The 25,668-nt window shown below is 59.3% G+C and carries 22 protein-coding genes; 12 read left to right on the forward strand and 10 right to left on the reverse strand.

All coding sequences use genetic code 11. The features are described from left to right. Positions 1-43: 43 nt before the first annotated feature. The 3 genes from FHN83_RS23830 to FHN83_RS23840 all read right to left on the reverse strand — a co-directional run bounded on the left by FHN83_RS23830 (position 44) and on the right by FHN83_RS23840 (position 2,651). A complete protein-coding gene (locus FHN83_RS23830; protein WP_138369029.1) occupies positions 44-712 on the reverse strand; it encodes a GntR family transcriptional regulator in 669 nt (222 codons plus the stop codon). Positions 713-969: 257 nt separating this feature from the next. Beyond that, positions 970-2,010, reverse strand: a complete 1,041-nt coding sequence (locus tag FHN83_RS23835) for an NADP-dependent oxidoreductase (RefSeq protein WP_139565164.1) — start codon at positions 2,008-2,010, stop codon at positions 970-972. A 65-nt stretch (positions 2,011-2,075) separates the two neighbouring features. Next, entirely contained in the window at positions 2,076-2,651 is a 576-nt protein-coding gene (locus tag FHN83_RS23840) for a helix-turn-helix domain-containing protein (protein WP_039028673.1), read from the reverse strand. 151 nt (positions 2,652-2,802) lie between these two features. Here FHN83_RS23840 and FHN83_RS23845 point away from each other — a divergent pair, with 151 nt between their 5' ends. Together FHN83_RS23845 and FHN83_RS23850 are read left to right on the forward strand one after the other, a co-directional pair. Then, positions 2,803-3,321 carry a GNAT family N-acetyltransferase gene (locus FHN83_RS23845; protein ID WP_139565165.1) on the forward strand — a complete coding sequence of 173 codons (519 nt, stop codon included), beginning with the start codon at positions 2,803-2,805 and terminating at the stop codon, positions 3,319-3,321. Continuing rightward, positions 3,318-3,767, forward strand: coding sequence for a DMT family transporter (locus FHN83_RS23850; RefSeq protein WP_139565166.1), 450 nt, complete (start codon positions 3,318-3,320; stop codon positions 3,765-3,767). The genes FHN83_RS23845 and FHN83_RS23850 overlap by 4 nt, the downstream gene beginning before the upstream one ends. A 1-nt stretch (position 3,768) precedes the next feature. Here FHN83_RS23850 and FHN83_RS23855 read toward each other — a convergent pair whose 3' ends face one another. Both FHN83_RS23855 and FHN83_RS23860 read right to left on the reverse strand, forming a co-directional pair. Then, the gene (locus tag FHN83_RS23855) at positions 3,769-4,002 is read right to left on the reverse strand and encodes a YdcY family protein (protein ID WP_139565167.1); all 234 of its coding nucleotides are present in this window, start codon (positions 4,000-4,002) and stop codon (positions 3,769-3,771) included. A 76-nt stretch (positions 4,003-4,078) separates the two neighbouring features. Then, complete coding sequence (locus FHN83_RS23860; protein WP_139565168.1) at positions 4,079-5,677, reverse strand: ABC transporter substrate-binding protein; 1,599 nt, start codon at positions 5,675-5,677, stop codon at positions 4,079-4,081. A gap of 281 nt (positions 5,678-5,958) precedes the next feature. On the opposite strand from FHN83_RS23860, the gene FHN83_RS23865 reads away from it, so the two are divergent. The 8 genes from FHN83_RS23865 to FHN83_RS23900 all read left to right on the forward strand — a co-directional run bounded on the left by FHN83_RS23865 (position 5,959) and on the right by FHN83_RS23900 (position 19,680). Continuing rightward, positions 5,959-7,293 (forward strand): SrfA family protein, encoded by a 1,335-nt coding sequence (locus FHN83_RS23865; protein WP_139565169.1) that lies wholly within the window; start codon positions 5,959-5,961, stop codon positions 7,291-7,293. Positions 7,294-7,297: 4 nt separating this feature from the next. Next, positions 7,298-10,279, forward strand: a complete 2,982-nt coding sequence (locus FHN83_RS23870; RefSeq protein WP_139565482.1) for a virulence factor SrfB — start codon at positions 7,298-7,300, stop codon at positions 10,277-10,279. Next, entirely contained in the window at positions 10,276-12,438 is a 2,163-nt protein-coding gene (locus tag FHN83_RS23875) for a virulence factor SrfC family protein (RefSeq protein WP_139565170.1), read from the forward strand. Before FHN83_RS23870 ends, FHN83_RS23875 begins: the two co-directional genes overlap by 4 nt. Positions 12,439-12,669: 231 nt before the next feature. Beyond that, on the forward strand, positions 12,670-13,911 hold the full coding sequence (locus FHN83_RS23880; RefSeq protein ID WP_139565171.1) for an MFS transporter: 1,242 nt from the start codon (positions 12,670-12,672) through the stop codon (positions 13,909-13,911). Between the two features lie 27 nt (positions 13,912-13,938). Further along, entirely contained in the window at positions 13,939-15,066 is a 1,128-nt protein-coding gene (locus FHN83_RS23885) for an acyl-protein synthase (protein WP_139565172.1), read from the forward strand. A gap of 1 nt (position 15,067) precedes the next feature. Further along, the gene (locus FHN83_RS23890) at positions 15,068-17,476 is read left to right on the forward strand and encodes an acyl-CoA reductase (RefSeq protein WP_139565173.1); all 2,409 of its coding nucleotides are present in this window, start codon (positions 15,068-15,070) and stop codon (positions 17,474-17,476) included. A 42-nt stretch (positions 17,477-17,518) separates the two neighbouring features. Next, the gene (locus FHN83_RS23895; protein WP_139565174.1) at positions 17,519-18,799 is read left to right on the forward strand and encodes a phenylacetate--CoA ligase family protein; all 1,281 of its coding nucleotides are present in this window, start codon (positions 17,519-17,521) and stop codon (positions 18,797-18,799) included. After that, positions 18,796-19,680, forward strand: a complete 885-nt coding sequence (locus tag FHN83_RS23900) for a GNAT family N-acetyltransferase (RefSeq protein WP_139565175.1) — start codon at positions 18,796-18,798, stop codon at positions 19,678-19,680. Before FHN83_RS23895 ends, FHN83_RS23900 begins: the two co-directional genes overlap by 4 nt. Before the next feature lie 8 nt (positions 19,681-19,688). Here the strand turns inward: FHN83_RS23900 and FHN83_RS23905 are convergent, their stop codons facing one another. Then, positions 19,689-19,862, reverse strand: a complete 174-nt coding sequence (locus tag FHN83_RS23905) for a GhoT/OrtT family toxin (RefSeq protein WP_072036615.1) — start codon at positions 19,860-19,862, stop codon at positions 19,689-19,691. Positions 19,863-20,283: 421 nt separating this feature from the next. Here FHN83_RS23905 and FHN83_RS23910 point away from each other — a divergent pair, with 421 nt between their 5' ends. Next, entirely contained in the window at positions 20,284-20,613 is a 330-nt protein-coding gene (locus FHN83_RS23910; RefSeq protein WP_139565176.1) for a DUF1971 domain-containing protein, read from the forward strand. A 15-nt stretch (positions 20,614-20,628) separates the two neighbouring features. After that, complete coding sequence (locus FHN83_RS23915) at positions 20,629-20,811, forward strand: DUF1869 domain-containing protein (protein ID WP_139565177.1); 183 nt, start codon at positions 20,629-20,631, stop codon at positions 20,809-20,811. Between the two features lie 17 nt (positions 20,812-20,828). Here FHN83_RS23915 and FHN83_RS23920 read toward each other — a convergent pair whose 3' ends face one another. The 4 genes from FHN83_RS23920 to FHN83_RS23935 form a co-directional block, all read right to left on the reverse strand. Further along, complete coding sequence (locus FHN83_RS23920; protein ID WP_139565178.1) at positions 20,829-22,277, reverse strand: flagellin; 1,449 nt, start codon at positions 22,275-22,277, stop codon at positions 20,829-20,831. Positions 22,278-22,477: 200 nt separating this feature from the next. Further along, positions 22,478-23,902, reverse strand: coding sequence for an aminobutyraldehyde dehydrogenase (gene patD / locus FHN83_RS23925; protein ID WP_139565179.1), 1,425 nt, complete (start codon positions 23,900-23,902; stop codon positions 22,478-22,480). 24 nt (positions 23,903-23,926) lie between these two features. Then, a complete protein-coding gene (locus FHN83_RS23930; protein WP_139565180.1) occupies positions 23,927-24,733 on the reverse strand; it encodes an ABC transporter permease in 807 nt (268 codons plus the stop codon). After that, entirely contained in the window at positions 24,723-25,667 is a 945-nt protein-coding gene (locus FHN83_RS23935; RefSeq protein ID WP_139565181.1) for an ABC transporter permease, read from the reverse strand. Before FHN83_RS23935 ends, FHN83_RS23930 begins: the two co-directional genes overlap by 11 nt. Between the last annotated feature and the right edge of the window lies 1 nt (position 25,668).

Raw genomic sequence — 25,668 nt, forward strand, 5'->3', positions numbered from 1 at the left:
ACTGAGCGAAATTAGCGCTATTACCGCTTCGCTTATTTAGCAGTTAGTTATCAAACTGTCTGATTAATATTTCATTCGCTTCGTCGATTACTTTATCAATAGCCGTCCGGCTGGCGTTCTGATCGCCCTTCTCCAGCGCGTCAAGCAGTTCCTCGTAGCGGTAGGATTTGCAGGGAAGCACAAGGTCAGGATCGTACAGACAGTTAAAACAGGGCCCAATGCGCACCCAGAGCTGCTCGATAAGCGACATCAGGGTGGGCATGTCGGCATAGTGGTACAGCGTGAAGCGAAAGGCCCGGTTGGTATGCAGCGCGCGCTCCACTTCCCCGTTGCTCATCGCATCATGAAATTTCTCTGAGAGTTCGCGCAGCGTATCTAACTTTTCATCAGACATCTGATTGCAGGCCGCCGCAACCGCCATACACTCCAGTTCCTTGCGGATGGCGTTGACTTCGTTGTAACGCTCGAGCGTCACTTCCGGCACCAGAAAGGCCTGCGCCGGGGTAGCGTGCAGCGCGCCTGCGGAGACCAACCGCAGCAGCGCTTCACGAACAGGAGTAATACTGGTACCGAGTTTATCCGCAATCTCTTTAGTGACGAGCCGTGCCCCTGGTTTTAGTGCCCCGGCAATCAGCGCACTTTTGAGACTCATTTCCACCTGCATCGTCAGGCTCATTCGTTGAGCTTTTTCAAAATTATCCAAATCCAGCATGTTCTATTCCTGTAACCAACACTTAACTTATATTCCACAGGCGGTTAAATACGGACCGCTGAGTATTTGATATATCCTGTATCTGCATGCCTGATTTACGTCAAAAGAAAACCATCAATCAAAACAAAAATTGATTGATTAAATAATAAAAACCGTTTCGTATACTGCGTTTTGACTATTCTATGCCTGTATAATTAAAGACATTATTTGAAATTTTGCACAGTTTAGTATGGCGGAATAATCCGCCATATACGTTACTATTCGTTATTGTTCGCGACGCGTATCACGACTTTGCCAAAGTTTTTACCATTCAGCAAACCTATAAGTGCCTCCGGCGCATTTTCGAGGCCGTCGGTCACCTGCTCGCGGTAGTGGATCTTGCCCTCTTTGACCCAACGCCCCATCTCCTGCTGAAACTCTTCGATGCGGTGGCCGTAATCCTGGTTGATGATAAAGCCCTGCATGCGGATGCGTTTTTTCAGGATGGTGCCCATCAGCAACCCAAGACGATCCGGCCCTGGCGGCAGATCGGTGGCGTTGTATCCGCTTACCAGCCCGCAGACCGGCACCCGCGCCTGGGTGTTCAGCAGCGGCAGTACCGCATCAAACACTTTACCGCCCACGTTCTCGTAATAGATATCGATGCCGTCCGGGCAGGCCTGCTTAAGCTGTTCGGCAAAATCGTCGGCATGGTGATCGAGACACTTATCAAAGCCCAGCACCTCGGTGGCGTGGCGGCACTTCTCCGCCCCACCGGCAACGCCTACCACCCGGCAGCCTTTCAGCTTGCCCACCTGGCCGACGGTGGAGCCCACCGGACCGGTCGCCGCGGCCACCACCAGCGTCTCGCCCGCTTTCGGTTGCCCGATATCCAGCAGACCCATATAGGCGGTGAAGCCCGGCATCCCCAGAATGCCTAGCGCCCATGAAGGGTGATCCGGGTTTTCGCCCAGTTTAACCAGGCCGCTGCCGTCAGAGAGTTCATACTCCTGCCAGCCGCTGTAGCCGAGCACCCATTCACCGGACTTATAATCAGGATGGTTCGACGCCTCAACGCGGCTGACGGTGCCGCCTACCATCACGGCATCGATCTCCACCGGCGGTGAATAGGACGGCGCGTCGCTCATGCGGCCACGCATATAAGGGTCGAGAGAGAGCCACATCGTGCGCAGCAGAAGCTGGCCATCGGCGGGCTGGGGAATATCGGTGGTTTCTAAGCGAAAGTTGTCTGCGGTGGGTGCGCCCTGGGGACGAGAAGCCAGAACCCATTGACGATTCTGCGTTGAAGATTGACTCATACCTCACTCCTTTTTATACAAACGTCCTTAGAGCCTAGCTTCATCTGCTTCTGTCTGCTTTGGCATTATGAGCCAGACTGGTTAAGCCTGACGACCAGATAGACACACGGCGCATCGCTTTCGTTGATAAACCGGCAGTCGTTCGGCGGGCCCAGTTCCAGACAATCCCCGGCCCGCATTTCATGGCGGGTATCCCCCTCCTGAAAGACCAGTTCCCCTGACTGGAGCCAGATAAGCTGGCGCGCCAGGGCGTAAGAGGACGCGGGCATCGGCACATCGCTGGCGGCGGGCAGTTCCACCTGCACCAGGTCGATTGGCAGATCGGTACGCGGGGAGACGTGCCTGCGCAGATAGTGCGTTTGCGGGTCACGCCAGACGGGCTGGCTTTCAAAGCGCAGCAGCTTGCCTTCCTGCATCTCGGCGCGGGCGATCAGCGTGGACATGCTGATGCCAAAGGCGCCAGAGAGACGGGCCAGCAGGGTCGCGGTGGGGCTGCTGTCGGCGCGTTCGATCTTGTGGATCATCGCCCGCGACACCCCCGCCCGCTCGGCAAGTTCGCTCAGGGACCATCCCCGCGATTCGCGTTCAAGGCGAATGCGCGCGCTGATCCGTTGATTCATATTGTCTGACATATTGTTCATCCCGTCATACTATAGTGAAAGTAATGGATTACAACGGGCTTTTTTCATAACTAAAAGATATGAGTTATGCCGTAGCCTTTCCAGTGTCTGTTTGTATAATATCGTGACAAATCGTACTACTATAGTGAACAACACAGACTGAGGTTTCACCATGCTTATTCGCCATGCTCTTAAAGAGGATTGCGCCGCTATCGGCGAGATCTATAACCACGCCGTGCTGCACACCGCCGCCATCTGGAATGATACAACCGTTGATACTGATAACCGCATCGCCTGGTTCGAGGCGCGTCAGCTGATGGGCTATCCGGTACTGGTCAGCGAGCACGACGGCGTGGTCACGGGATATGCCTCCTTTGGCGACTGGCGCGCTTTTGACGGCTTCCGCCATACGGTTGAGCATTCGGTTTACGTCCATCCGGATCATCAGGGCAAGGGCATCGGTCGGGCGTTGATGCAACAGCTGATTATCGAGGCGAAGCGCATCGGTAAACACGTGATGGTGGCAGGAATTGAAGCGCAGAACAGCGCCTCCATTCATCTGCACGAGACGCTGGGCTTTGTCACCACCGGCCAGATGCCGCAGGTGGGCACCAAGTTTGGCCGCTGGCTGGATCTGACCTTTATGCAGCTGCAGCTCGACGAGCGCAGCGAGCCGGATAACATCGGATGAACCAGTCCCTGACGCTGGTATTTCTGGTTGCGGCGGGCATTGGCCTGGTGGTGCAGAACACCTTAATGGTGCGCATCACCCAGACCTCCAGCACCATTCTTATCGCCATGCTGCTTAACTCGCTGGTGGGGATTGTGCTGTTTGTTTCGATCCTGCTGATTAAAAACGGCGTCGCCGGGTTCAGCGAACTGGTGCACCAGGTGCGCTGGTGGACATTGATTCCTGGCCTGCTGGGGTCGTTTTTTGTCTTCGCCAGCATCAGCGGGTATCAGTACGTCGGCGCCGCGACAACCATCGCGGTGCTGGTCGCCAGCCAGCTGATTGGCGGTCTGGTGATGGACGTGATGCGCAGTCAGGGGGTGCCGCTGAAGGCGCTGGTCGGCCCGGCGTGCGGCGCGGTACTGTTGGTGATTGGCGCCTGGCTCGTCGCAAGACGCCAGTTCTGAATTACAGGATCACCCCGCCTTTGGTCAGGCTGTCATGGCGGGCATCCTGATCTTCTTTATACTGCCTCCCGTGATGGGCAATGGCGTTGCGCAGGCGCTGCTGCTGGGCATAGCGATCTTCACGGGTCAGTTCAGTGTCTTCGCTCAATGCGATCAGCAGTTCGTTCATATGCGTAATCACGCTTTCGGCGATCGCCGCGTCAACGCGGGCGATCACATCCTCTAAATGTGACATTGTCACTCCTTGTACGGTTTTTTCCCTCTCCCCTATGGGGAGAGGGTCAGGGTGAGGGGCTCAGGCCGCACCAGACTTAATTAACTTTCGCCTTCGAGAAATCACTTCCCATCAGGCTCACGCTGTACCCGCTGATGTTGCTGCGGGTGGCGTAGAAGGTTTTGCCGTTGGCCAGCGCAATCCAGGGTGCCTGCTGGTAGAAAATCTCCTGCGCCTGGCCGTAGAGCTTCGCGCGGGCTGCCGGATCGCTGGTCAGCTTCGCTTTCTGCACCAGGTCATCATAGCCCTTGTCGCACCAGCGTGCAGCATTGGAGCCGGTTTTGATGCTGTCGCAGCCCAGCAGCACGTCGGCAAAGTTATCCGGGTCGCCGTTATCCGACATCCAGCCAAACAGCGCGCTGTCGTGCTCGCCTTTGCGCATACCCGAGAGATATTCGCCCCACTCATAGGAGACAATCTTCGCCTTGATACCCACCTTCGCCCAGTCGCTCTGGATCATCTCGGCAATACGGCGTGAATTCGGGTTATACGGACGCTGCACCGGCATCGACCAGAGCGTCACCTCCGCCCCCTGCTCCAGCCCGGCCTGCTTCAGCAGCGCTTTCGCTTTTTCCGGATCGTAACCGTAGTCCTGCAAATCTTTGTTAAAGCCCATCATGTTCGGCGGGATCGGCGATTTTGCCACCGTACCGGAGCCGAGGAATACCGCGTTGACGATCGCTTTTTTATCGGTGGCGTAGTTCAGGGCCTGACGCACCAGCACATTATCAAACGGCTTTTTCTCGGTATTGAACGCCAGATAGCCGACGTTTAACGCATCAACGGTATGCAGGGTCAGGTCTTTGTTCTTCTTGATCACGTCAAACTGCACCGGCGATGGCGCAGGAATGATCTGGCACTCGTTGGTTTGCAGCTTCGCCAGACGGGTTTCCACGTTCGGGGTGATAGAGAAGATCAGGTGTTTTGTCGGAACCGCGCCATCCCAGTAGTTCGGGTTAGCCAGATAGCGGATCTGCGAGTCGACCTTGTACTGCTGGAGCACGTATGGCCCGGTGCCAATCGGCCAGGTATCCACGTTCTCCGGGGTGCCTTTTTTCAGCATCGCGTCGGCGTATTCCGCAGAGAGGATCGAGGCGAAGTCCATCCCCCAGTCGGCGAGGAAGGCCGCATTCGGTTCGCTCAGGACAAACTGAACGTGGTTATCGTCGATCTTTTTCACTTCCTGGATCAGCTTATCCAGGCCGACGTCGTTAAAGTATTCGTAATTGCCCTGAGAGACGTTGTGGTACGGGTGCTTAGGGTCTTTCTGACGCAGCACCGAGAAAATAACGTCGTCGGCATTAAAGTCGCGGGTCGGTTTGAAGAATTTATTACTGTTGAACTTCACCCCTTTGCGCAGGGTAAAGGTATAGGTTTTGCCATCCGGGGAGATAGTCCAGGACTCCGCCAGCGACGGCACCGGGGTGTTTTTCACCGGATCGAAGTTGATCAGGCGGTTATACAGCACCTGCGAGCTGGCGACAAAGGTCGGGCCGGAGCTGGCAATCTGCGGGTTAAACGACTCCGGCGAGGCTTCAGAGCAGTAAATAATGGTGTCGGTATTGGCCGCCCATGCGGCGCCCGCTGGCAGCAGCGCGCTTAACGCCAGCGCGAGGAGAGTTTTCCCTGTAGACATGGTTATTACCTGTTTGGTTTTATTATAAAGAACTGTAATAACAGCACAGCCCTATTCCTGTGGCAAATAACGAAACACTATCAGGTTATTCTAAAGCAGTTATTTCCGCTGATTTTCCCGCCAATGGCCGGACGGTGATTTGCCTTAAGGTACATTCAACGTCAAGCACTTTCCGCCCTCTCAATGCAGCAAGAAATCGCCCCTTTTGCCGTCTCTTCTGCCGTTTGCTTGCCGGCAGATTTCGTAAAGTAGACGCGTGAAAAAGTCTATGGGACCAAATCGTGGCAAAAACCCTTTTACGCAGCGGCAATCTGGATGATTTTCAGGCCGTTGGCGGCGGCGGACAGGCCGTTTTTGAATCAGCATTGCAAATCCGTGAGGCGCTGCGTCTGCGCAAACAGCAGGCGATCGTCGATTGTCTGGCTATCCCGCAGGTCAACGATGAAGGCGACCGGGTGGACTGGTACTCCCCGGTAGACGGCGCGGTTATCAGCTGGAAAGCCGCCGACGAAGATGCGCGCTTCCGTGCGCTGCGCCTGCTGGAAAGCACCCTGTCGAGCGTGGAGTCCCTGAGCAAAAAGTCGCTTCAGTCGCCGAAAACCGCCCAGCAGCTGTTTGGTTCCCTGCTGTCAAAAGCCTTTCAGTTCCCGGGTGAAAACTTCCTTTTCCTCGTCGACGGTAAGCCGGTGATCACCTTCTGGGGGTTTGTGAACCTCAATGAAAACGCGCGCGAGGATATTCTCGACTGCCTGCGCGCCTCCCTGCTGCCGGTCCCGATGCCTGCCGCCGAGCCTGAGCCTGAACCAGAGCCGGAAGCCGCCCCGGCCATCGTCTTTGAAAAGGCCGATGAACCGCTGGTTGCCGCCCCTGCAACGGTAAACATCACCGCGAACGATCTGTACGAAGCGCAGCCTGCGCCGGTGATGACCGCCAGCGAGCCGGAGCCAGAGCCAGCTCCGACGGTCGTGGCGACGAAAAAGCGCCGCGTTCCGCTGTGGTCCCTGCCGGTTGCCGCCGTGGTGGTTGCCGCCGTTGCCACCCCGCTGCTGTGGCCGAAACAGGCCCCGACCGCCGAGCCGGTAAAAGCCGCCGTCGCCGCCGCTCCGGTGGCGATTGAGCCCAAAGCGGTTGAACCTTTGCCGCTGAAGCTGCCGTTGCATCAGGCTGAAGTGGCGGAAGTAAAAGCCCCTGAACCTGCCCCTGCGGAGCCGGTCGTGATTGCCGCGATCCCGAAAGACGCCCTGGTGATGGAAGCCGGTCAGGTGAAATCCGGCTCGACGCGTTTTCTCAACGGAAGCTGGCGGGTGATGCTGGACGTTACCGATCCGATCACCGGCAAGCCGCCGTCAATGCGCTATCAAATTCAGAACAACAAAGGATCGGCCCGCGTCGTTCATGGCGATAACGTGGTCTGCCGCGTGGAGGTCTTCTCCGGGCTGCACAGCAACGGCGAGCTGCTGATTAAAACCCGGGGCAACGCCCGCTGCGCTGACGGCTCGCGCTACCCGATGCCGGAAATTACCTGTAAGGCCGGCACCAGTGACGTGGCGGAATGCAGCGCGCGCTACGACGCGAAGACCGTGGTTCCATTGACATTCAGGAAGACAGGTGCGTGATCCTATGCTGGTAAACCTTTGCGACTACAAACAGAGCGTGACGCTGATTGCCAACAGCGGCGTACAGTTTCTTGATTTCGGCCTGACCCCGCAGGACTCCGCCCAGAGCGGACGTTTTGTGCGTAAAACCGCCAACGGCCCCCTGCTGCGCCTGGATTACGATCTGGTCAACGGCCGCTACACTCTGCCCGCCACCCACGGCGGACAGCCGGAAGTGGTAAAACCGGAAAGTACCATTCCGCTGCAGCAGTCGCTGGCGGTGCTGGACGGCGTCTGGCTGCCGGTGCCGTTCCTGCGCTTCAACCCGCCGCGCACCTTCGTCGAAGGCCCGGATAACTGGGCGCGCGTGCAGGTCCGCAAGCTGGAGACCCCGGATAACGCCGGAAACAGCCACCGCGTCACCCTGGCGCTGGACAGCCAGATTGCCGCCCACGCCACCAGCCCCCTGTCGCCGGTGGAGAACGACATTCTCAACGGCACCCGCTTCGCGCTGGCCTGGCGCGACGATGAAGTGGCGAACTTCCTCGACCAGACCTGGATTGACGGCTGGCTGCGCGAGGCCTTCACCCAGTACGCGACCGGCGTGGAGAACCGCGCTGAACGCGATCTTCAGCTGGCGATGCGCAACTTTGAGTACCAGGCGCACTGGCTGAACGTTCTGGCGATGCTGGGCGAGCAGCTCACTGTCCCGGAAGTGAAATTTGTCACCCACACGCTGAGCACCCCGGCGATCCCGGTGGATCTGATTCTGGATGTCGGCAACACCCACACCTGCGGGGTAATCATCGAAGACCACGGTGACGCCAACGACGGCCTGCGCCAGACCGCCGAGCTGCAGGTGCGCTCGTTAAGCGAGCCGCAGTTCCTGAATGAGCCGCTGTTTACCAGCCGCCTGGAGTTCTCCGAAGCCCGTTTCGGCAAGCAGCACTTCTCGGTAGAGAGCGGGCGCGAAGACGCCTTTGTCTGGCCCTCCATCGTGCGCGTGGGCGACGAGGCGCGCAAGCTCGCCACCCAGCGTCTGGGCACCGAAGGCAACAGCGGCATCTCCAGCCCGCGCCGTTATCTGTGGGATGAAACCCCGGTGGTGCAGGACTGGCGCTTCAGCCAGATGAATGCCAAAACCCAGCGCGAACCGCTGGCGACCGCCTTCCCGCTGATGAACCTGATGAACGACGACGGCCAGCCGCTGTTCACCCTGCCGCAGGATGAGCGTCTGCCGGTGTTTTCCCCGCAGTACAGCCGCAGCACCCTGATGACCCACATGCTCTGCGAGCTGCTGGCGCAGGCGCTGGGCCAGATCAACAGCGTTGCCACCCGTCTGCGTCTGGGCTTCCCGGCCTCACCGCGTCAGCTGCGCACCCTGATCCTCACCCTGCCGTCGGCGATGCCGAAGCAGGAGCGGGAGATCTTCCGCCGCCGCATGTTCGAAGCTATCGCCATCGTCTGGAAAGCGATGGGCTGGCACCCGCAGGATGACGACTTCTCCAGCCGTAAGCAGCAGGAAAAAAGCGTGGTGCCGGTGCCGGAGATCCAGATGGAGTGGGACGAGGCCAGCTGCGGCCAGCTGGTGTGGCTCTACAACGAGGCCATCTCCCACTACAACGGCCAGACGGAAGCGTTTTTCGCCGCCCTTGCCCGCCCGGATCGAGAGCCGGAGCCAGGTTGTCAGCCGGGGCGCGCCCTGCGCGTGGCCTCGATTGATATCGGCGGCGGTACCACTGATATGGCGATCACCCATTACCAGCTCGACGACGGTTCCGGCAGCAACGTCAAGATCACCCCGCAGCTGCTGTTCCGCGAAGGCTTTAAAGTGGCGGGCGACGACACGCTGCTGGACGTCATTCAGCGCTACATCCTGCCAGCCCTGCAGACGCAGTTGCAGAAATCCGGCATTGCCGATGCCTCCCTGCTGATGGCCTCGCTGTTTGGCGACTCCGGGCGCATCGACACCCAGGCAGTGCTGCGCCAGCAGACGGCGTTGCAGCTGTTTATGCCCATTGGCCATGCGATCCTCGCCGCCTGGGAAGCCAGCGACGTCGACGATCCGCTGGACGGGCTGCACGCTACCTTTGGCGATCTGCTGACCCGCAAGCCAACGCGCAACGTGATGAACTACCTGCAACAGGCTATCGAACACGCCCTGCCTGCGGGCTCCGCGCCTTTTGACCTGTTTGCCGTGCCGCTGCACGTCAACTTCCGCGAGATGCAGGACGCGATGCTGGCCGGACACTTCACCCTGGCCGCGCCGCTGCACGCGGTGGCCGAGGCGATCTCCCACTACGCCTGCGATATTCTGCTGATCACCGGGCGTCCGGGCTGTCTGCCGGGCGTTCAGGCGCTGATCCGCCATCTGCAGCCGGTTCCGGTCAGCCGTATAGTGTGGCTGGACAAGTACCGGGTGCATGAGTGGTATCCGTTCAGCCAGCAGGGGCGCATCGGCAACCCGAAATCCACCGCGGCGGTCGGGGCGATGCTCTGTAGCCTGGCCCTGGATCTGCGCCTGCCTCGCTTTAACTTTAAGGCGGCGGATATCGGCGCCTACTCCACGGTGCGTTACCTGGGCGTGCTGGATAACACGGTGAATACCCTGCGCGACGAGAACGTCTGGTATCAGGACATCGACCTCGACAAGCCGGGGGCGAAGCTGGATACGCGCTTGCACTTCCCGCTGCGCGGCAACGTCACCCTCGGCTTCCGTCAGCTGGCGAACGCCCGCTGGCCCGCCACCCCGCTCTACACCCTGAGCATTAACTCGGCCGAGCTGGCAAAATCCATCGCCGGGGACGGGGTGCTGAACGTGCGCCTGAAGCTCTGCGGCGGCACTAAACAGGAAGGCCCGGAAGCCTTTGAGCTGAGCGACGCCTGGCTGCAAGACGGCACGCCGGTGGCGGCGGATGCCCTGACCTTTAAACTGAATACTCTGGCGGATCGCCGACACAGCGGTAGCCATTACTGGATCGACAGCGGGAGCGTATACCTGAAATGACAGCCACGACGACCACTACTCAGGCGTTAATCGGGTGGATCAACGCAACGCGTCAGCACGCCCCGATCCTCGATAATGACGCCGACGCCCTGCTGGCGCGACTGGCGATGGCCGACGCGCGGGAAAACGCGATTGCACGTGCGCTGACCGCAGGCAGCACCATCGGCCTGTACGGCCACTCCCAGGCGGCAAAAGCGCATCTGCTCGCCACCCTGTGCGGCAGCGACAGTCAGCGAATGAACGTGACCGTCGGCCAGCGAACCTTTGACTATTTTTCGCATATCAACCCCGGCCACGCTCTGACCAACATGGCGCTGCGCTTCACTCCGAACGCGGCAGAAGTGGCAGACGACGCCTTTCCACTGCGCCTGAGCCTGCTTAGCGAAGCCGAACTGGTGCAGGTGTTTCTGGCCCGCGCCACGCTCCCGGCGGTGGATAAATCGGTTATCGAAGCGCGGCTGGAGAAGTGGCGCGCCCTGCGCCAGCCCCAGAGCGTACCGGGGATCACCCCCGCTGACGTTGGGACTATCGCCCACTACTGGCGCGACACGGTTCCCGCTGCGGCTCAGCAGATGGACGATGCCCTGTGGCACCAGTTCGCCCTGCTGCTGCCGTCGCTGGATCTGAGCACCCGGGCCAGCGTCTGGTCTTTACTCTGGGGCGAGCAGCAGGAGCTGACCCAGGAGTGGCTGAAGCTGGCGCATATTCTGCACCAGACCAGCCATGCCCAGGAGCTGGCCGCGCCGCTGAGCCTGCTGGTGGACAACTTTGGTCTGCCGACCGAAGGGTTCCTCACCCGCGGCGACATCGCCCTGCCGGATGTTCAGCAGGCGGTGCTGCATCCGCTGCACAACGGCGAACTGCTCAACGCCATCAGCATTCCGCTGGACGTGCTGGCCCTGCTGACCCGGGAGCTGACCCTGCCGGTTGAACAGTGCGCCCTGGCTGGGGTGGATGTCATTGATATTCCTGCCCCGTTGGCCCAGCCGGATCTGCCTCTCGCCCAGGCCAAACAGCAGTGGCTGCTGGAGCACTATCGCCAGCAGCTGCAGCCGGACGTGCTGGTGATCTGCAACGCCACCGCCCATCACGGCCAGACCGCCCGAACCGCGAAAATGCTGCTTAACTGGGTGAAAGCCACCCAGCCGGGCGACGATGCCGCTCTGCCGGGCCTGGTGTGGGCCATAACCCCGCAGGATGCGCGTTTCACCCGCCGTACCAATCTTGACGAAGCCGTGCAGCAGCTGCTGGGTAAACCCGGCCAGCACTGGGGAACCTTGCAGGCGCTCGACACCAGCAGCATGCAGCGGGTGATCGAGTGGTTGTCCCAGGCGACGTTGTCCTCCCAGCGCCAGACCCGTTTGCAGGCGTTACGCCAGCAGCATCAGCGCCAGCTCCACCAGCTGATGCAGGGGTATCTCGCCCCGCTGACTCAGGATCCTGCCGCTCAGCGCCTTGCCGCCGAAGCGATGGTGCGAGCCCTGCAAGGCAGCGCCGCCCGTCACGGCGAGCTTCTGGAGGGGCTACTCCCGCCGCTGCGCGCCTTTGAGACGCTGCTCGCCGTGCAGCAGCCGCGCGAGGAGCAGGTCAACGGTCTGTTTACCGACGCCATCGACCTGTTTGCCGACAGCGCCCATGAGAGCGATGAGATGTTACAGCCCACCGACAAGGCCCGTCTGGCGCATCAGGTGTGGATCAATCACCTGCGCCAGTGGAGCCGTGACGAGGCGGTCGCCAGCCGTCTGGGTCTTGAGACCGCGATCCTCCAGCAGATCGGTGATGTACTGGTGATCGCCAGCTACCGCCTGAACCTGCTCGCGCAGCTGAAGAAAATTGTCGATACCGATAAAAGCAGCGCCGCGCAACTGCATGCCGCCCTGGGTAACTTTATCGGCTGGGTCGGCTACGCGCAGACCCCGGCCTCTGAACGCCCAGCCAGCCGCATCCGCAAGGGCCAGCCGGTGTTTGTGACGCCAGCGGTCATCAGCAGCGCGCCACGCTTAACCCGCCTCGGGGAGCAGCCGGTGCATGCCGCCACGGCCTATGTTTACGACTGGCTGGTGGCGCTGTACACCCAGGCGATTGATAACATCGGGTATCAGCATCCCCATGACCTGACGCAGGAAGACCGTCGCCAGTTGCAGGGCTTGCTCGCCTGAAACCGACGCCTGATGGCGCTACGCTTATCAGGCCTACAGTCAATGCAGATTGTAGGCCTGATAAGGTGTTTGCACCGCTCTCGGCGAATATAAATATCACTGATGTTCGAAAATATATTAATTCAGCAAAATAATATGAAATAAACCAACGCGTAATTTCAATAAAACTTGAGAGACATTTTTCTTCATCCGGTGTTAAAAACAGGCTAATTAAATACCTCTCAGGCCATTATGTTTAATTCCCTGCTCTATATTTCACGCCGTCAGGCGTTGCTGTTTTGCTTATTACTCGCCTTCTTTGAACTTCTGACCTATATCGCCAGCGATGCCATTATGCCCGGCATGCTGGCGGTGGTCGCCGATTTCCAGGCTGAGCCGCACTACGTGCCCTGGTCGCTGAATGCCTATCTGCTTGGCGGCGTGGCGTTTCAATGGCTGCTGGGACCGCTGTCAGACTGCCATGGCCGACGCCCGCTATTGCTGGCAGGCTCCGCCCTGTTTGCCATCGCCTGCGTGATAACGCCCTTTACCGTCACCATTGAGCAGTTCACGGCGCTGCGCTTTATTCAGGGTATGGGGCTGGGGTTTGTGGTGGTGGTCAGCTACCCGGCATTGCAGGAGAGTTTTAACGAGGCGGACGCAATACGCCTGATCGCAATCATCGCCAACATCGCCCTGCTTTCCCCTCTGCTGGGGCCGCTGCTGGGAAGCGTACTGCTCACCTGGATCTCCTGGCAAAGCCTGTTTATTCTGCTTGCCGCCTTCGCCGCGCTGTGCACGCTTGGGCTGCTGCGCTGGATGCCGGAAACCCTCGGCGTCGCACGGCGGGACGCCAGCCCCCTTGCCCGTCAGCCCTTTAATCTGAAAAGCCTTGCCCGGACCTATGGCGAACTGCTGCGTAACCGCCGTTTTCTGGCGGGGTGCGCCGCGCTCGGCCTGACCGGACTCCCCCTGATGGCCTGGATCGCCCTTTCTCCGCTGCTGCTGGTGAAAAATCTGGATATGAGCAATCTGGAATATGCCCTGTGGCAGCTGCCGATATTTGGCGCGTTAATCGCCGGAAATATCACGCTCAATTTCATCGCCGATAAATACGTTCTTTCCCGACTGCTGTTTTTATCTTCCATTCCGCTGTTTGCCGGTCTGGTTATTGCGTTAATTAGCACTCTGCTGTTTGACTCAATTTATGTGCTGGCGGCGGGGCTGGGGATTTACGCCTTCGGGCTGGGAATTTGCAACGCCACGCTGTACCGCCTCACCCTCTTCTCCTCGTCGCACGGTATGGGTTCGGTCTCTGCCGTGCTGGGGATGATCTCGGTCGGCATCTTCAGCCTCGGCGGCACCCTGCTGGCCCTGCTGGGAGCCGGAGAGAGCCTGGGCGACTTTATTGTTCTTACCGCGCTCCCGGCGCTGGTTGCGCTGCTGCTGATAAAAACACTTCTCACCCGGACGGATGAACCGGTTGCCGCTTAAGTCACTAATAGAATATGGACGTTAATTATGATGACTATCCCCAGTGTTGAGGCGCTATGCGCGCTTGCACACCCCTACCAACGCAGTGCCGAAACGGATGAGTTGTTCGATTCGGCCATGCGCGAAATTGTCGCCTATCATGCGCAAAACACGCCCGACTATGCCCGCTGGCTGAGCCACCATGGCATCGATCCCGCATCCCTGACGCTGGATTCCTGGGCGCATCTTCCGCCCGTTTTCGCTAACTACTTCAAGCGCAACCTTCTCCTCAGCGCCAGCGGACAAGAGGCGCTGGAGCTGACGTCGTCGGGCACCAGTGGTCAGAAAAGCCGGATGCGGTTTGATTCCCGCAGCATCGGAGCCGCGCAATTTATGGTGGACAGGATCTTTGACCATTACGGCTGGAACACGCCGGATACCCCCTGCAACTATCTGCTGCTGAGCTATGAACCGGCAGAAACCATCACCCTCGGCACCGCCTATACGGATCAGTTTCTCTGCAAATATGCCCCGGTCAAATCCGCCGTTTACGCTCTGCGCCATACCGGGCACGGCCATGAGTTTGATCCTTTTGGCGTGATCCGCGCCCTGCAGGCCTTCGCCGAAGATGATGCCCCGGTGCGGATCCTCGGCTTCCCGGCCTTTATGTGGTTCGTGCTTGAACGGATGCGGGAGATGGGGCTGCCTGACCTGAAACTGCCTGCCGACTCGCTGACCTTTTTTGGCGGCGGCTGGAAGACCCACGCCGACCAGGAGATCCCGAAACAGCACTTCTATTCCCGCCTGGGGGAGCAGCTGGGGATCGACGATGGTCGTTGCCGGGATGGCTACGGCTCAGTTGAGCACTGCGTGCCCTACGTGGAGTGCGCCCATCACCATTTCCATCTGCCGGTTTACTCCCGGGCGTGGACCCGCGATACCGCCACCTTTGCCGTTAACGACTACGGCCAGAGCGGCTTTTTGCAGTTCGTCTCGCCTTATATCACCTCCAGTCCGGCGCACAGCGTGGTGATGAGCGACCTGGCGGTGCTGCACCGGGCAGAAACCTGCGGCTGCGGTCTGCAGACAGACTGGTTTGAACTGCTGGGACGCGCCAGCAACAGCAAGGCCCGCAGCTGTGCGCTGGGGGCATCTGAACTGATTCGGGAGAAATAATATGTATCTGATCCATGGAGAGTGTCATCCACAGATGACCCCAGAGCAGGCGCTGGCTCTGCTGAATAAAAGCGTGCCAACCACCCTCAGCAAGCCGCTGCCGCCGGAGATCCTGCTGGCCTGCGCCGAACGCTTTGTGGCGCGCTTAGCCGACCCGGCTTTTCTGCCGGAGATCGCAGGGACTGTCCGGGAGGACGTGCGCCAGTTCTGCCAGCCTGAGACACTGCGCAACAAAATGGAGCATGAGCTTGGGGAAAGCCCTTTCTCGCTGCGTCGCCGGGATTTCCGCAAACCTCACTTTGAGAGCTGGCGTCCGCTGGGCGTGGTGGTGCATATCACCCCGGCGAATGCCGAGCTGCTGCCGTTTATGGCGACCCTGGAGAGCCTGCTGGCGGGCAATATCAACTGGCTGCGCACCAGCGCCAGAGATAACGGAATAACCCGCATCCTGCTCCAGGCGTTTATACGCTGCGATGAAACCGGGATGCTGACCAACAGGGTGGCCATTCTTCCCGTTGCCACGAAAGCGCTGCCGCTGCTGCTGAAGCACGCCGACGGCGTTTCCGCATGGGGCGGTGATGCGGCGCTGGATGCCATCCGTCAGCAGCTGCCTGGCGGCTGCCGCTGGATCCCCTGGGGACACAAAATTAGCTTCGCCTGGCTGGTGCCGGATGCCATCACCGACACTGCGCTGGGTTCGCTGGCCGACGAGATCTGCCGGTTTAACCAGCAGGCCTGTTCCAGTCCGCAGGTGGTCTTTGTGGATACCTGCAATATGCGCACGATGAAAGAGACCGGCGAGCGGCTGGCAACGGCGATGCAGCGTCGCCACGCCCACTGGGGCACGCTGACGCCGGACGAGAAATCGGCGGCCGATATCACCAGCATGGCGGCGTTTCTTGAACTGGATAGCGTTTTTACCGGCACCCAAAGCCAGCAGTGGACCGGTGACGGCTGGCGAATTCTGCTGCAAAACAGCGTTGCACTCGAGCCCTCACCGCTCTATCGCACCGTACTGCTGCGCCCGCTTCCCCGCCACGAGCTGGTTCAGACCCTTCTCCCCTGGCGGCACTACCTGCAAACCTGCGGCCTGCTGGCTCGCGACAGGGATATTGTGACTCTGAGCCAGCTTTTACTGGCGGCGGGCGTAAACCGCGTAACCCCGGTGGGCGGAATGCATCAAAGTTATGACGGCGAGCCGCACGACGGCGTATTTGCCCTTACCCAACTGACGCGCAGAGTCAGCGTCACGCTGGATGAGGCGACCCTGCCGCGCCAGGCAACGCTGGATCTGAATCCTGGTGCGCCGCAGCTGCCCGCGAATCAGCCGATTATGGATAAATCGGCCTTCAATGAAAGCGCCATGCAGGCCAGCGCCCAGCTCTGGTTCCGCAGCGGCGGCAGCAGCGGCGTGCCGAAGCTCTCGGGCTTTACCTATCGCGATTATCACCGCCAGATGCAGGCTGCCGCCCACGGCATGTTTGCCGCCGGGCTCGATCCCGCCCATGACAAGGTGCTCAACCTGATGTATGCCGGAAATCTGTATGGCGGCCTGCTCAGCTTCTTTACCGTGCTAGACAATCTGGGGGTGACGCATCTGCCAATGGGCGGGCCGCACGATGAGGATTACGCCGGGATTGCCCGGACCATTGTGGACCAGCAGGTTGATACGCTGATCGGCATGCCAAGCACTCTGTACCAGCTTTTCTGCCGGGAAGAAAAACAGCTGCGCGCCTACGGCGGCGTCCGCAAGCTGCTGCTCGGGGGCGAACATATGGGAGCCGTCCAGCGCAAGTTTATCGAGGGTTTTGGCGTCGGGACGATCCGCTCCGCGCTGTACGGCTCGGTGGATGCCGGGCCGCTGGGGCATGCCTGTACGGCCAGCCCTGACGGTGTATTCCATTTGATGGCGGATATCCAGTGGCTGGAGATCGTCGATCGGGAGTGCGACAAACCGGTCGGCGTCGGGGAGGTGGGCCGCCTGCTGTTCAGCTCCCGGGCGCGCGAGGGGCAAAAGGTGGTGCGCTATGAGATTGGCGATCTGGGACGCTGGGTTGAGGGCGAGTGCGCCTGCGGTGCGGTCACGCCGCGTTTCGAACTGCTGGGTCGTCACGGCAGCATGGTGCGTATCGGCACGATGTTTATCCAGCCTCAGGCGCTGGCGGCACTGGCGGGCGTGCAGGTGCAGCTGATCCTTGAGCATAACGCCGTGAGCGGGCTGGAGCGTATCAGGGTGCTGACCGAGGGCGATCGGCGGGAAACCCTCCACCGCATCAGCAGCGACCCGGAGCTGGCGATGGCGCTGGCGTCGTCGTTACTCGAAGTGAAAGTGGAGCGGCGCGATTACAGGGAATTTGAGCGCCATTCACAAAGCGGTAAGACGCCGTTAGTGATTGATAAGCGTCGATAAGCTCTGTACCAGGATGGTATGAAATTTAAAGGAATATGACAGATGATAAACTCAGATAGTCTGCAACTGCAGCAGTTGGTCGATTTCGCCCGGCAGCGCTCGCCGTTTTACGCGCACCATTTTCAGCATCTGCCGGATCGCGGCTGGACGCTGACGGACCTGCCGCTGGTCGACCCCGAGCGCTACTGGACAGAGAGCGCGGGGTTAAAGAACTGGCCGGTGCTGACGGGCACCGTTGAAAACGGCATTGTCTTTAAAACGGGCGGCACCACCGGCGGAGGGAAACTCTCCGTTTACAGCCGCGAAGAGTGGCAGGTGTTCGTCACCAGCTTTGGCCGTAGCCTGTCGGCCCAGCTTAAGGCCGGGGATCGCGTGGCGAACCTGTTCTTCGCCGGGGATCTCTATTCCAGCTTTCTGTTCATCCACGGCGCGCTGTCGCACATGGAAACGCCGGTGTGTGAATATCCGTTCAGCGGGATGATGGAGCCTCACGCCCTGGCGGGGCAACTCGTCCAGCACGACATCAACGTGCTGGTGGGCGTACCCGCGATGCTGCTGAATTTTGCCGCCACCATGGCGGAACAGCAGCGCCAGTTTCCGGCCATCACCACCCTGCTGTTTGGCAGCGAAAGCCTGTTCGCGGAGCAGATGCAGCTGCTGAAACAGGTCTTCCCCCACGCCCGCGTCGCCTCCATCGGCTGCGCCAGCGTGGATGCAGGACTGATAGGCGCAAGCACCCTGGACTGCCGCTCCGGCGAGCACCGGGTGTTTGAGCCCGAAACGCGGGTAGAAATTATTGACGAAGTGACTGGCGAACCTATCGACGAGATGGACCGCAGCGGGATGCTGGTCGTGACCAACCTGACCCGCAGGCAGATGCCGTTAATTCGCTATCCAACGGGAGATCGCGCCGCGTGGCGTGAACCTGTCGGCAGCCCGACGCGCAAATTTGTGCTTCAGGGGCGCAGCAGCCTGGGCCATCGGCTGCGGGTGGGCTATGCGTCGATATTCCCGGATGAGATCGACGCCCTGATAACAGAGCAGCTCGGCAAGACGCAGTGGCAACTGCTGCTGGAGCACAACGATAACTGTGATTATGTCACCCTGCGCATCGCCTGTTCCGGCAGTGAGCAGCACGCCGAAGGTGTGATTCAGGGGCTGGTCGATGGCGATCATGCCCTGGCGGAGATGATCGCCGCCCGCCAGCTGTATCTGCGCATTCAGTGGTGCCAGCAGGTGGAACTCATCTGCAATCCTCGCACCGGAAAACTGCTGCGGGTTATCGATCTTCGCGCCTATCAAACCGTCGGAGAAACATCGTGATCGCTATCCGCTGCTTTCAGCCAGATGATGCCGCGGGCGTCAGCGCGCTGTTTCGCCTGGTGTATGGCGAACGTTATGTCTATCCGGATATCTATTTGCCGGGCATGATCGGCTGGCATAACAGCCAGGGCCACTGGCGCAGCGCCGTGGCGGAACAAAACGGCGTGATTGTCGGGCATGCCACGCTCTGGCGGCAGCAGCCAGAGGATCGGCACGCGGAACTGGCGATGTTCGTCACCCATCCGTCGATACGCCATCGCGGTATTGCCACCGCCCTGGGGCAGCATCTGTGTGCCACGGCGCAAAAGATGCGGCTCAGTACGCTGACCATCAAAATGGTATGCAGCCATCCCCACTCCCAGCAGCTGGCAAAAACGCTGGAATTTCACGCCACGGCACTGCTGCGGGATTACGTCGCATCCCCCTTTGCCGCCGGGCAGCGCGAGAGCGTGATTTTTGGCGTGAGGGCGCTGAAACCGCGTCCCGTTCCCCTGCTTTGTGCGCCGCATAACGGCTGGTTATCGTTGCTGGCAAACGGGTTTGGCTCAGCCCCGCTGCCCCAGGCCAGCCCCGCAATCGTCCCCGTGGAAACGACGCTCGCCGGTGAGCGGGTGGATATCACGGTTCATGCCTTGCAGGGGACCATTTGCGACGACCTCGCCCGCTTTCCCGAAAACCGACTGATCTATGTTCGGATACCGGTTGACGACGGGCTGATGGCCCACCTGCCGGTTTTACATCGCGCGGGATTTCAGGATATGGGGCTCAAACCTGCCAGCCAAGGCCGCTGGTGGTGGCTTTTACAACGGGGATTCAGTATGCGGGAACTGCCGCTCAGTTGCCCTTTCGCCAGCGCATTGCAGGCCAACGCGCGGGTCTGAGCGTGCAATCAAAACAGCGAGATCAGCAGTGCGACCGGGAAGCTCATCGGCCAGGTGGAGCCCACCAGAAAGGCGCTCAGAAAGCGGATACGTTTACGATCTTTGGAGAGAAACCAGGTGATCAGGGCGCTAATCGTCGCCATGACGGCGTAAAACATTAACATCTTTTGGTACAACGTCATTTCAATGACCCAATTTGCTGTTCAATAACCGCGCGCAATATGCGACATATGTTGATAAGGATCAAGTTTTTTTGTTACACATTATCCACAGTTTTTGCGTGGTAATAACAGTTGGGTAGCATTCGCTACAACTTTTTGACGGGATTTTTCGGGGATATCAATAACCAGAGCCGCACTAAGCGGCCCTGGTTTCCGGCTCTATTTCTTAACCGGTTGAGGCTTTTTGTTACCCGAATCGGGTACTTTACGGGATTTGTCTTTATCGACTTGTAGCATCAGACTCTCCTTTGTGGCCCTCGGAATAAGTAAGTATAGCCTACCTGAGGAGTACCACTTAAAAGCGCATTTTAAATGCACATTTAAGCAAGTCTTCCGCGTCCATCCGTGCTGTAATAACCCCAATTCTTACAGGGAGGATGTTATGCTGCGTATTCCGCAAAGTTGTATTCATACCCGTTCCACACCGTTCTGGACCAAAGCCTCTGCCCCACCGGGCATCTTTAAGCGCCATCTCGATACCGGCACCCGGCCGGGCGTCTATCCACGTCTTAGCGTTATGCAGGGCGCGGTGCGTTATCTGGGTTATGCCGATGAAACGTCCCCGGAACCGGACAGCATTCTGGTTATTGAAGCCGGGCATTTCGGCGTTTTCCCGCCCGAGCGCTGGCATCACATCGAGGTGATGACCGACGACACGTATTTCAATATCGACTTTTTCGTCGAACCCGACGTGTTGAGAAGTCGTAAATAGAGAAGGAGTTACATCATGGGTAAAGCAACCTATACCGTCACCGTTACCAATAACAGCAACGGCGTATCGGTGGATCATGAGACGGAGACGCCGATGGAGCTGTTGATCCCGGACGTCGCCGCTGAGGTGGTGAAAAACCTGGTGAATACCGTGCGCGCTTACGACTCGGAAAATGAGCATGAGGTGTGCGGCTGGTAGTTTACCGCCGCAACCTGTTACATCTTAAGCAGTTCCAGCACCGTTTGCGGCACCTGATTCGCTATTTTCAGGGCCGCATTCTGGCTCTGCTCCAGGATCTGCGCCCGGGCAAGCTGGCTGGCCTCGGCGGCATAATCGGCGTCCTGAATTCGGCTGCGGGCGGTTTGCATCGCCACGCTCTGCTGGGACAGCACCGCTTTGCTCGATTCAAACCGGTTCATTATCGCGCCATACTGCCCGCGATAGCTGCTCACCTTATCCAGCGCGGCATCCAGTAATCCCATGGTTTTCCTGGCACCCGCCTCGGTGGTCATGTCGGTACCTTCCAGCTGCAGCGTCTTCAGATCCGTCGGGGTCGGCTCAATGGTGGTGGTCTGCATCTCCTCTCCAAAGTTGGCGCTGGTGACGACCTCTATCGGCCGACTCTGCTTCGGCGGAACCGCAGGCGTAATAGTGGGCGCTGGCAGCGTTCCCCAGGTAATGTTGCTCGTGAAAGAGCCGCTTCCCACCACCATCACCAGCAGATCTTCCGTCACCGTATCCAGCGTGACGCGTTCGATGCGGTTAGAACCGTTGGCACCATCGTTCCAGGCTCCGCTCGCGACGTCCTCATAACGGTCGCCATCCCCGCTGTAGGTAATGGTCATGCCGTTATAGCTCAGCGCTTCGCCGCTCAGGCTCCAGCCTGGGCCGCCGTCGATCAACTGAGAGTCATCGTAGACCGCCCCGCTGCTGAAACCGTTTTTGGCGGTCAGCACCGATGCGGTGGCTTTTGCCCCGTCGGTGATTCCCCGGCTGACCCAGGTGTAATCCGCATCCGGGCCGTTTAACGGCGTGCCGGCGAGATGTTTCCCGTCGCGGGTAAATATCTGCAGATCGTCATCCAGGCCCAGTGAATCAATAGTGATGGTGATATTTGTCGATCCGGCGGGAATATAGGCCAGTGGAATAATTCCCGAGCTGAAGGAATAATCGGTACCCGCCACCGGGAATTTGGTATTCAGCGGCGCAACATCGCCAATTAATTGCGGCGGTAATACCGGCTTGTCAGTCGCCAGCGGATATTGGCCAAAAATCTCAGTTTGTTCAGAGACCTGGGTAATGGTTGCCAGGATCTGCTGATACTCCTGGTTAATACTGTCCCGATCCGACTGCGATAAGGTGCCGTTCGCCGCCTGGATAGCGAGACCTTTGGCTTTGATCAGCATATTTCCGATATCGCTGAGGCTCCCTTCCGCCGTCTGCGCCAGGCTTATGGCGTCGTCGAGCCCCCGGGTGATAACGCTATCCGCATTGATATTTGAGAACATCCGGTTGGCAATTGCCTGCCCGGCCGCGTCATCCTTTGCGCTGTTAATACGAAGTCCTGAGGAGAGCCGCTCAATGGATTGAGAAAGCAACGTGGTGTTAGCTTTCCGGGACTTAAGCGAGAGCCCGGCAATCTCGTTATGATTAATTGCAAGCATGATGAACAGGGCCGTTTGTCTGGTCTGACTACTCTATCGGCCCGCTCAAAATTTTATTTAGGAAATATTTAATAAAACCAGACGATATATTTTCCAGGTGGCAACGTGGTCATTTTAATATATTCACCAAAGTATTGTATTTAAAAAAATATATTCCGTTCCCGCCGATTGCAAGGGCTGCAAGCGGCGGAAACGCAGGATCAGTGTTTGATCATGATATGGCGAACCACGGTGTAATCCTCCAGGCCATACACCGACATATCCTTGCCATAGCCCGACATTTTCATCCCGCCGTGAGGCATTTCACTCACCAGCATAAAGTGGGTGTTGACCCAGGTGCAGCCATACTGCAGATGGGCGCTGACGCGGTGCGCGCGGCCAACGTCCTGGGTCCATACCGAAGAGGCCAGCCCGTACTGTGAATCGTTGGCCCAGTTGAGGACCTGCTCTTCATCGTCGAACGCCGTTACGCTCACCACCGGACCAAAGACTTCCCGCTGGACGATGGCATCCTCCTGCTTCGCCCCCGCCAGCACGGTAGGCTGGAACCAGTAGCCTTTGCCGTCGTGCTTGCTGCCGCCGGTGATCACCTGTACATGCCCCAGCGCCTTTGCCTCATCCACCGCTTTGCACACCCGATCCAGGTGCGCCTGAGAGCTTAGCGGGCCCAGTTCGGTGCTTTCGTCATCTGGCGCGCCGATTTTCAAGCTCGAGACCGCAGCTCCCAGCTTTTCAACCAGCGCATTGTAGATCTCTTTCTGGGCGTAAATGCGGCAGGCGGCGGTGCAGTCCTGCCCGGCGTTGTAGAATCCGAAGGTGCGAACGCCCTCCACTACGGCGTCGAGATCGGCATCGTCAAAGACAATCACCGGCGCTTTGCCGCCCAGCTCCATATGGGTGCGCTTAATCGTCGAGGCGGTATGGCCGATGATGTGCTCCCCGGTAGCGATTGAACCGGTGAGCGACACCATTCGCACCTTGTCGTGCCCGGTGAGCGGGTCGCCAACGGTTTTACCCCGGCCGAACAGGACGTTGATGACCCCGGCCGGGAAGATATCTTTTGCCAGCTCCGCCAGTTTGAGCGCCGTGAGCGGCGTAATCTCGGACGGTTTGAGCACTACGCAGTTACCGGCGGCCAGCGCGGGGGCCAGCTTCCACGCCGCCATCATCAGGGGATAGTTCCAGGGTGCGATTGACGCCACCACCCCCACCGGGTCGCGGCGGATCATCGAGGTATGCCCCTCAAGATATTCTCCCGCCGCCGAGCCGTGAAGGGTGCGCGCCGCCCCGGCAAAGAAGCGGAACACATCGGCAATGGCCGGGATCTCATCGCCTTTAACGCAGTGCAGCGGCTTGCCGCAGTTTTGCGACTCCAGCCCGGCTAAGGCGTCGGCATTGTCTTCAATGGTGTCCGCCAGTTTCAGCAGGCATTCGGCGCGGCTTTTCGGCGTGGTACGTCCCCAGCTGGCGAACGCCCGGTCGGCGGCCTGCACGGCGGCATCCACCTGAGCCGCCGAGGCTTCGGCGATCTCCAGCAGCACCTCGCCGGTGGCAGGGTTATAGACCGGCTGCTTTTCCCCTTCGCCGTTGACCAGTTCACCATTAATCAGCAGTTGAGTTTGCATAGCATTTTCCTGTTGAAATCAATGTTATTTGCCGCTTCCGGCTAGGTTTTCGCCGTCGCGGGTTAGCCACCAGGCCCCCAGAATTGGAATGGCGGTCACCAGCATCACCAGCAGTGCCACCACGTTAGTTATCGGGACATCACGCGGGCGTCCGAGCTGATTTAACAGCCACAGCGGTAATGTCCGCTCGTGTCCGGCGGTAAAGGTCGTCACGATGATCTCATCGAACGACAGGGCAAACGCCAGCATCCCGCCCGCCAGCAGCGCCGATCCGAGATTCGGCAGCACCACGTAACGAAAGGTTTGCCAGCCGTTCGCGCCCAGATCCATAGAGGCTTCAACCAGGCTCCAGGATGTGCGCCGGAAACGGGCAATCACATTATTGAACACCACCACCACGCAAAACGTGGCGTGACCGAGAATGATGGTAAAGAAACCGGGCTCCAGGTTGATGGTTTTGAAGGCCGTCAGCAGCGCCAGACCGGTAATAATCCCCGGCAGGGCGATGGGCAAGATCAGCATCAGCGACACGGCGTTTTTGCCAAAGAAATCCCGACGCCACAGCGCCGCGGCCGCCAGAGTGCCCAGCACCAGCGCAATGACGGTAGAGAGCGCGGCGATTTTGAGTGACAACGTCACGGATTCGATGATATCACTGCGCCCTGCTGCGGCGCTGAACCACTTCAGGGTCAGCCCCTGGGGCGGGAAACTGAACGCCGCGTCCTCTGTATTAAAAGCATAGATGGCAATAATCAGCAGCGGGAAGTGCAGGAAGATCACCCCGCCCCAGGTGGCTATTTTCAGAAACAGCGGCGCGCGTTCAGAGTGCATCAAAGGCTCCCAGGCGCTTCACGAACGCCAGATAAACAGTAATGAGCACAATCGGCACTAAGGTAAAGGCTGCCGCCATCGGCATATTGCCAATCGCCCCCTGCTGGGAGTAGACCATCTGGCCGATAAAGTAGCCCGGCGGACCCACCAGCTGCGGTACGATAAAGTCGCCCAGCGTCAGGGAGAAGGTAAAAATCGACCCGGCGGCGATGCCCGGGATCGCCAGCGGCAGGACGACATAGCGGAAGGTTTGACGCGGACGGGCACCCAGATCAGCCGAGGCCTGCAGCAGCGACGGCGGCAGACGCTCCAGCGCCGCCTGCACCGGCAGGATCATAAACGGCAGCCAGATATAGATGAACACCAGGAAGCGCCCCAGCCCGGAGGTGGAGAGCGTACTGCCACCCACGCCCGGCACCGTCAGCAGCGAGGTCAGCAGCGGCTCCAGCCCCATATGGCTGAGGAACCACTGCGCTACGCCGTCTTTCGCCAGCAGCAGCGTCCAGGCGTAGGCCTTGACGATATAGCTGGCCCACATCGGCAGCATCACCGCGATATAGAAGAACGCTTTCCACTTCCCGCTGGTGTAGCGCGCCATATACCAGGCCATCGGAAAGGCCAGAATGGCGCTGCCGATGGTGACGGCAATCGCCATCGTCAGGGTTCGCAGGATGATGTCGTAGTTGGCGGGATTGAACAGCGCGCGGATGTTGGCGAAGGTCAGATCTGGCGTCACCGCCATGGTGAAGTCATCAAAGGTGTAGAACCCCTGCCACAGCAGGGCAAACAGCGACCCGAGATAGACGATACCGAACCACATCAGCGGCCCGAGCAGGAGTAAAAACAGACCCAGCGACGGCCTGCGCCAGAACAGCGCCGACAGACGCCCCGGCAGGCCGTGGGAGGCCGGTGGAGGTGACACGCTCATGTCCATC

Origin of the sequence: Leclercia adecarboxylata (assembly GCF_006171285.1) — a bacterium.
In the GTDB taxonomy this organism is placed as follows: domain Bacteria; phylum Pseudomonadota; class Gammaproteobacteria; order Enterobacterales; family Enterobacteriaceae; genus Enterobacter; species Enterobacter barmai.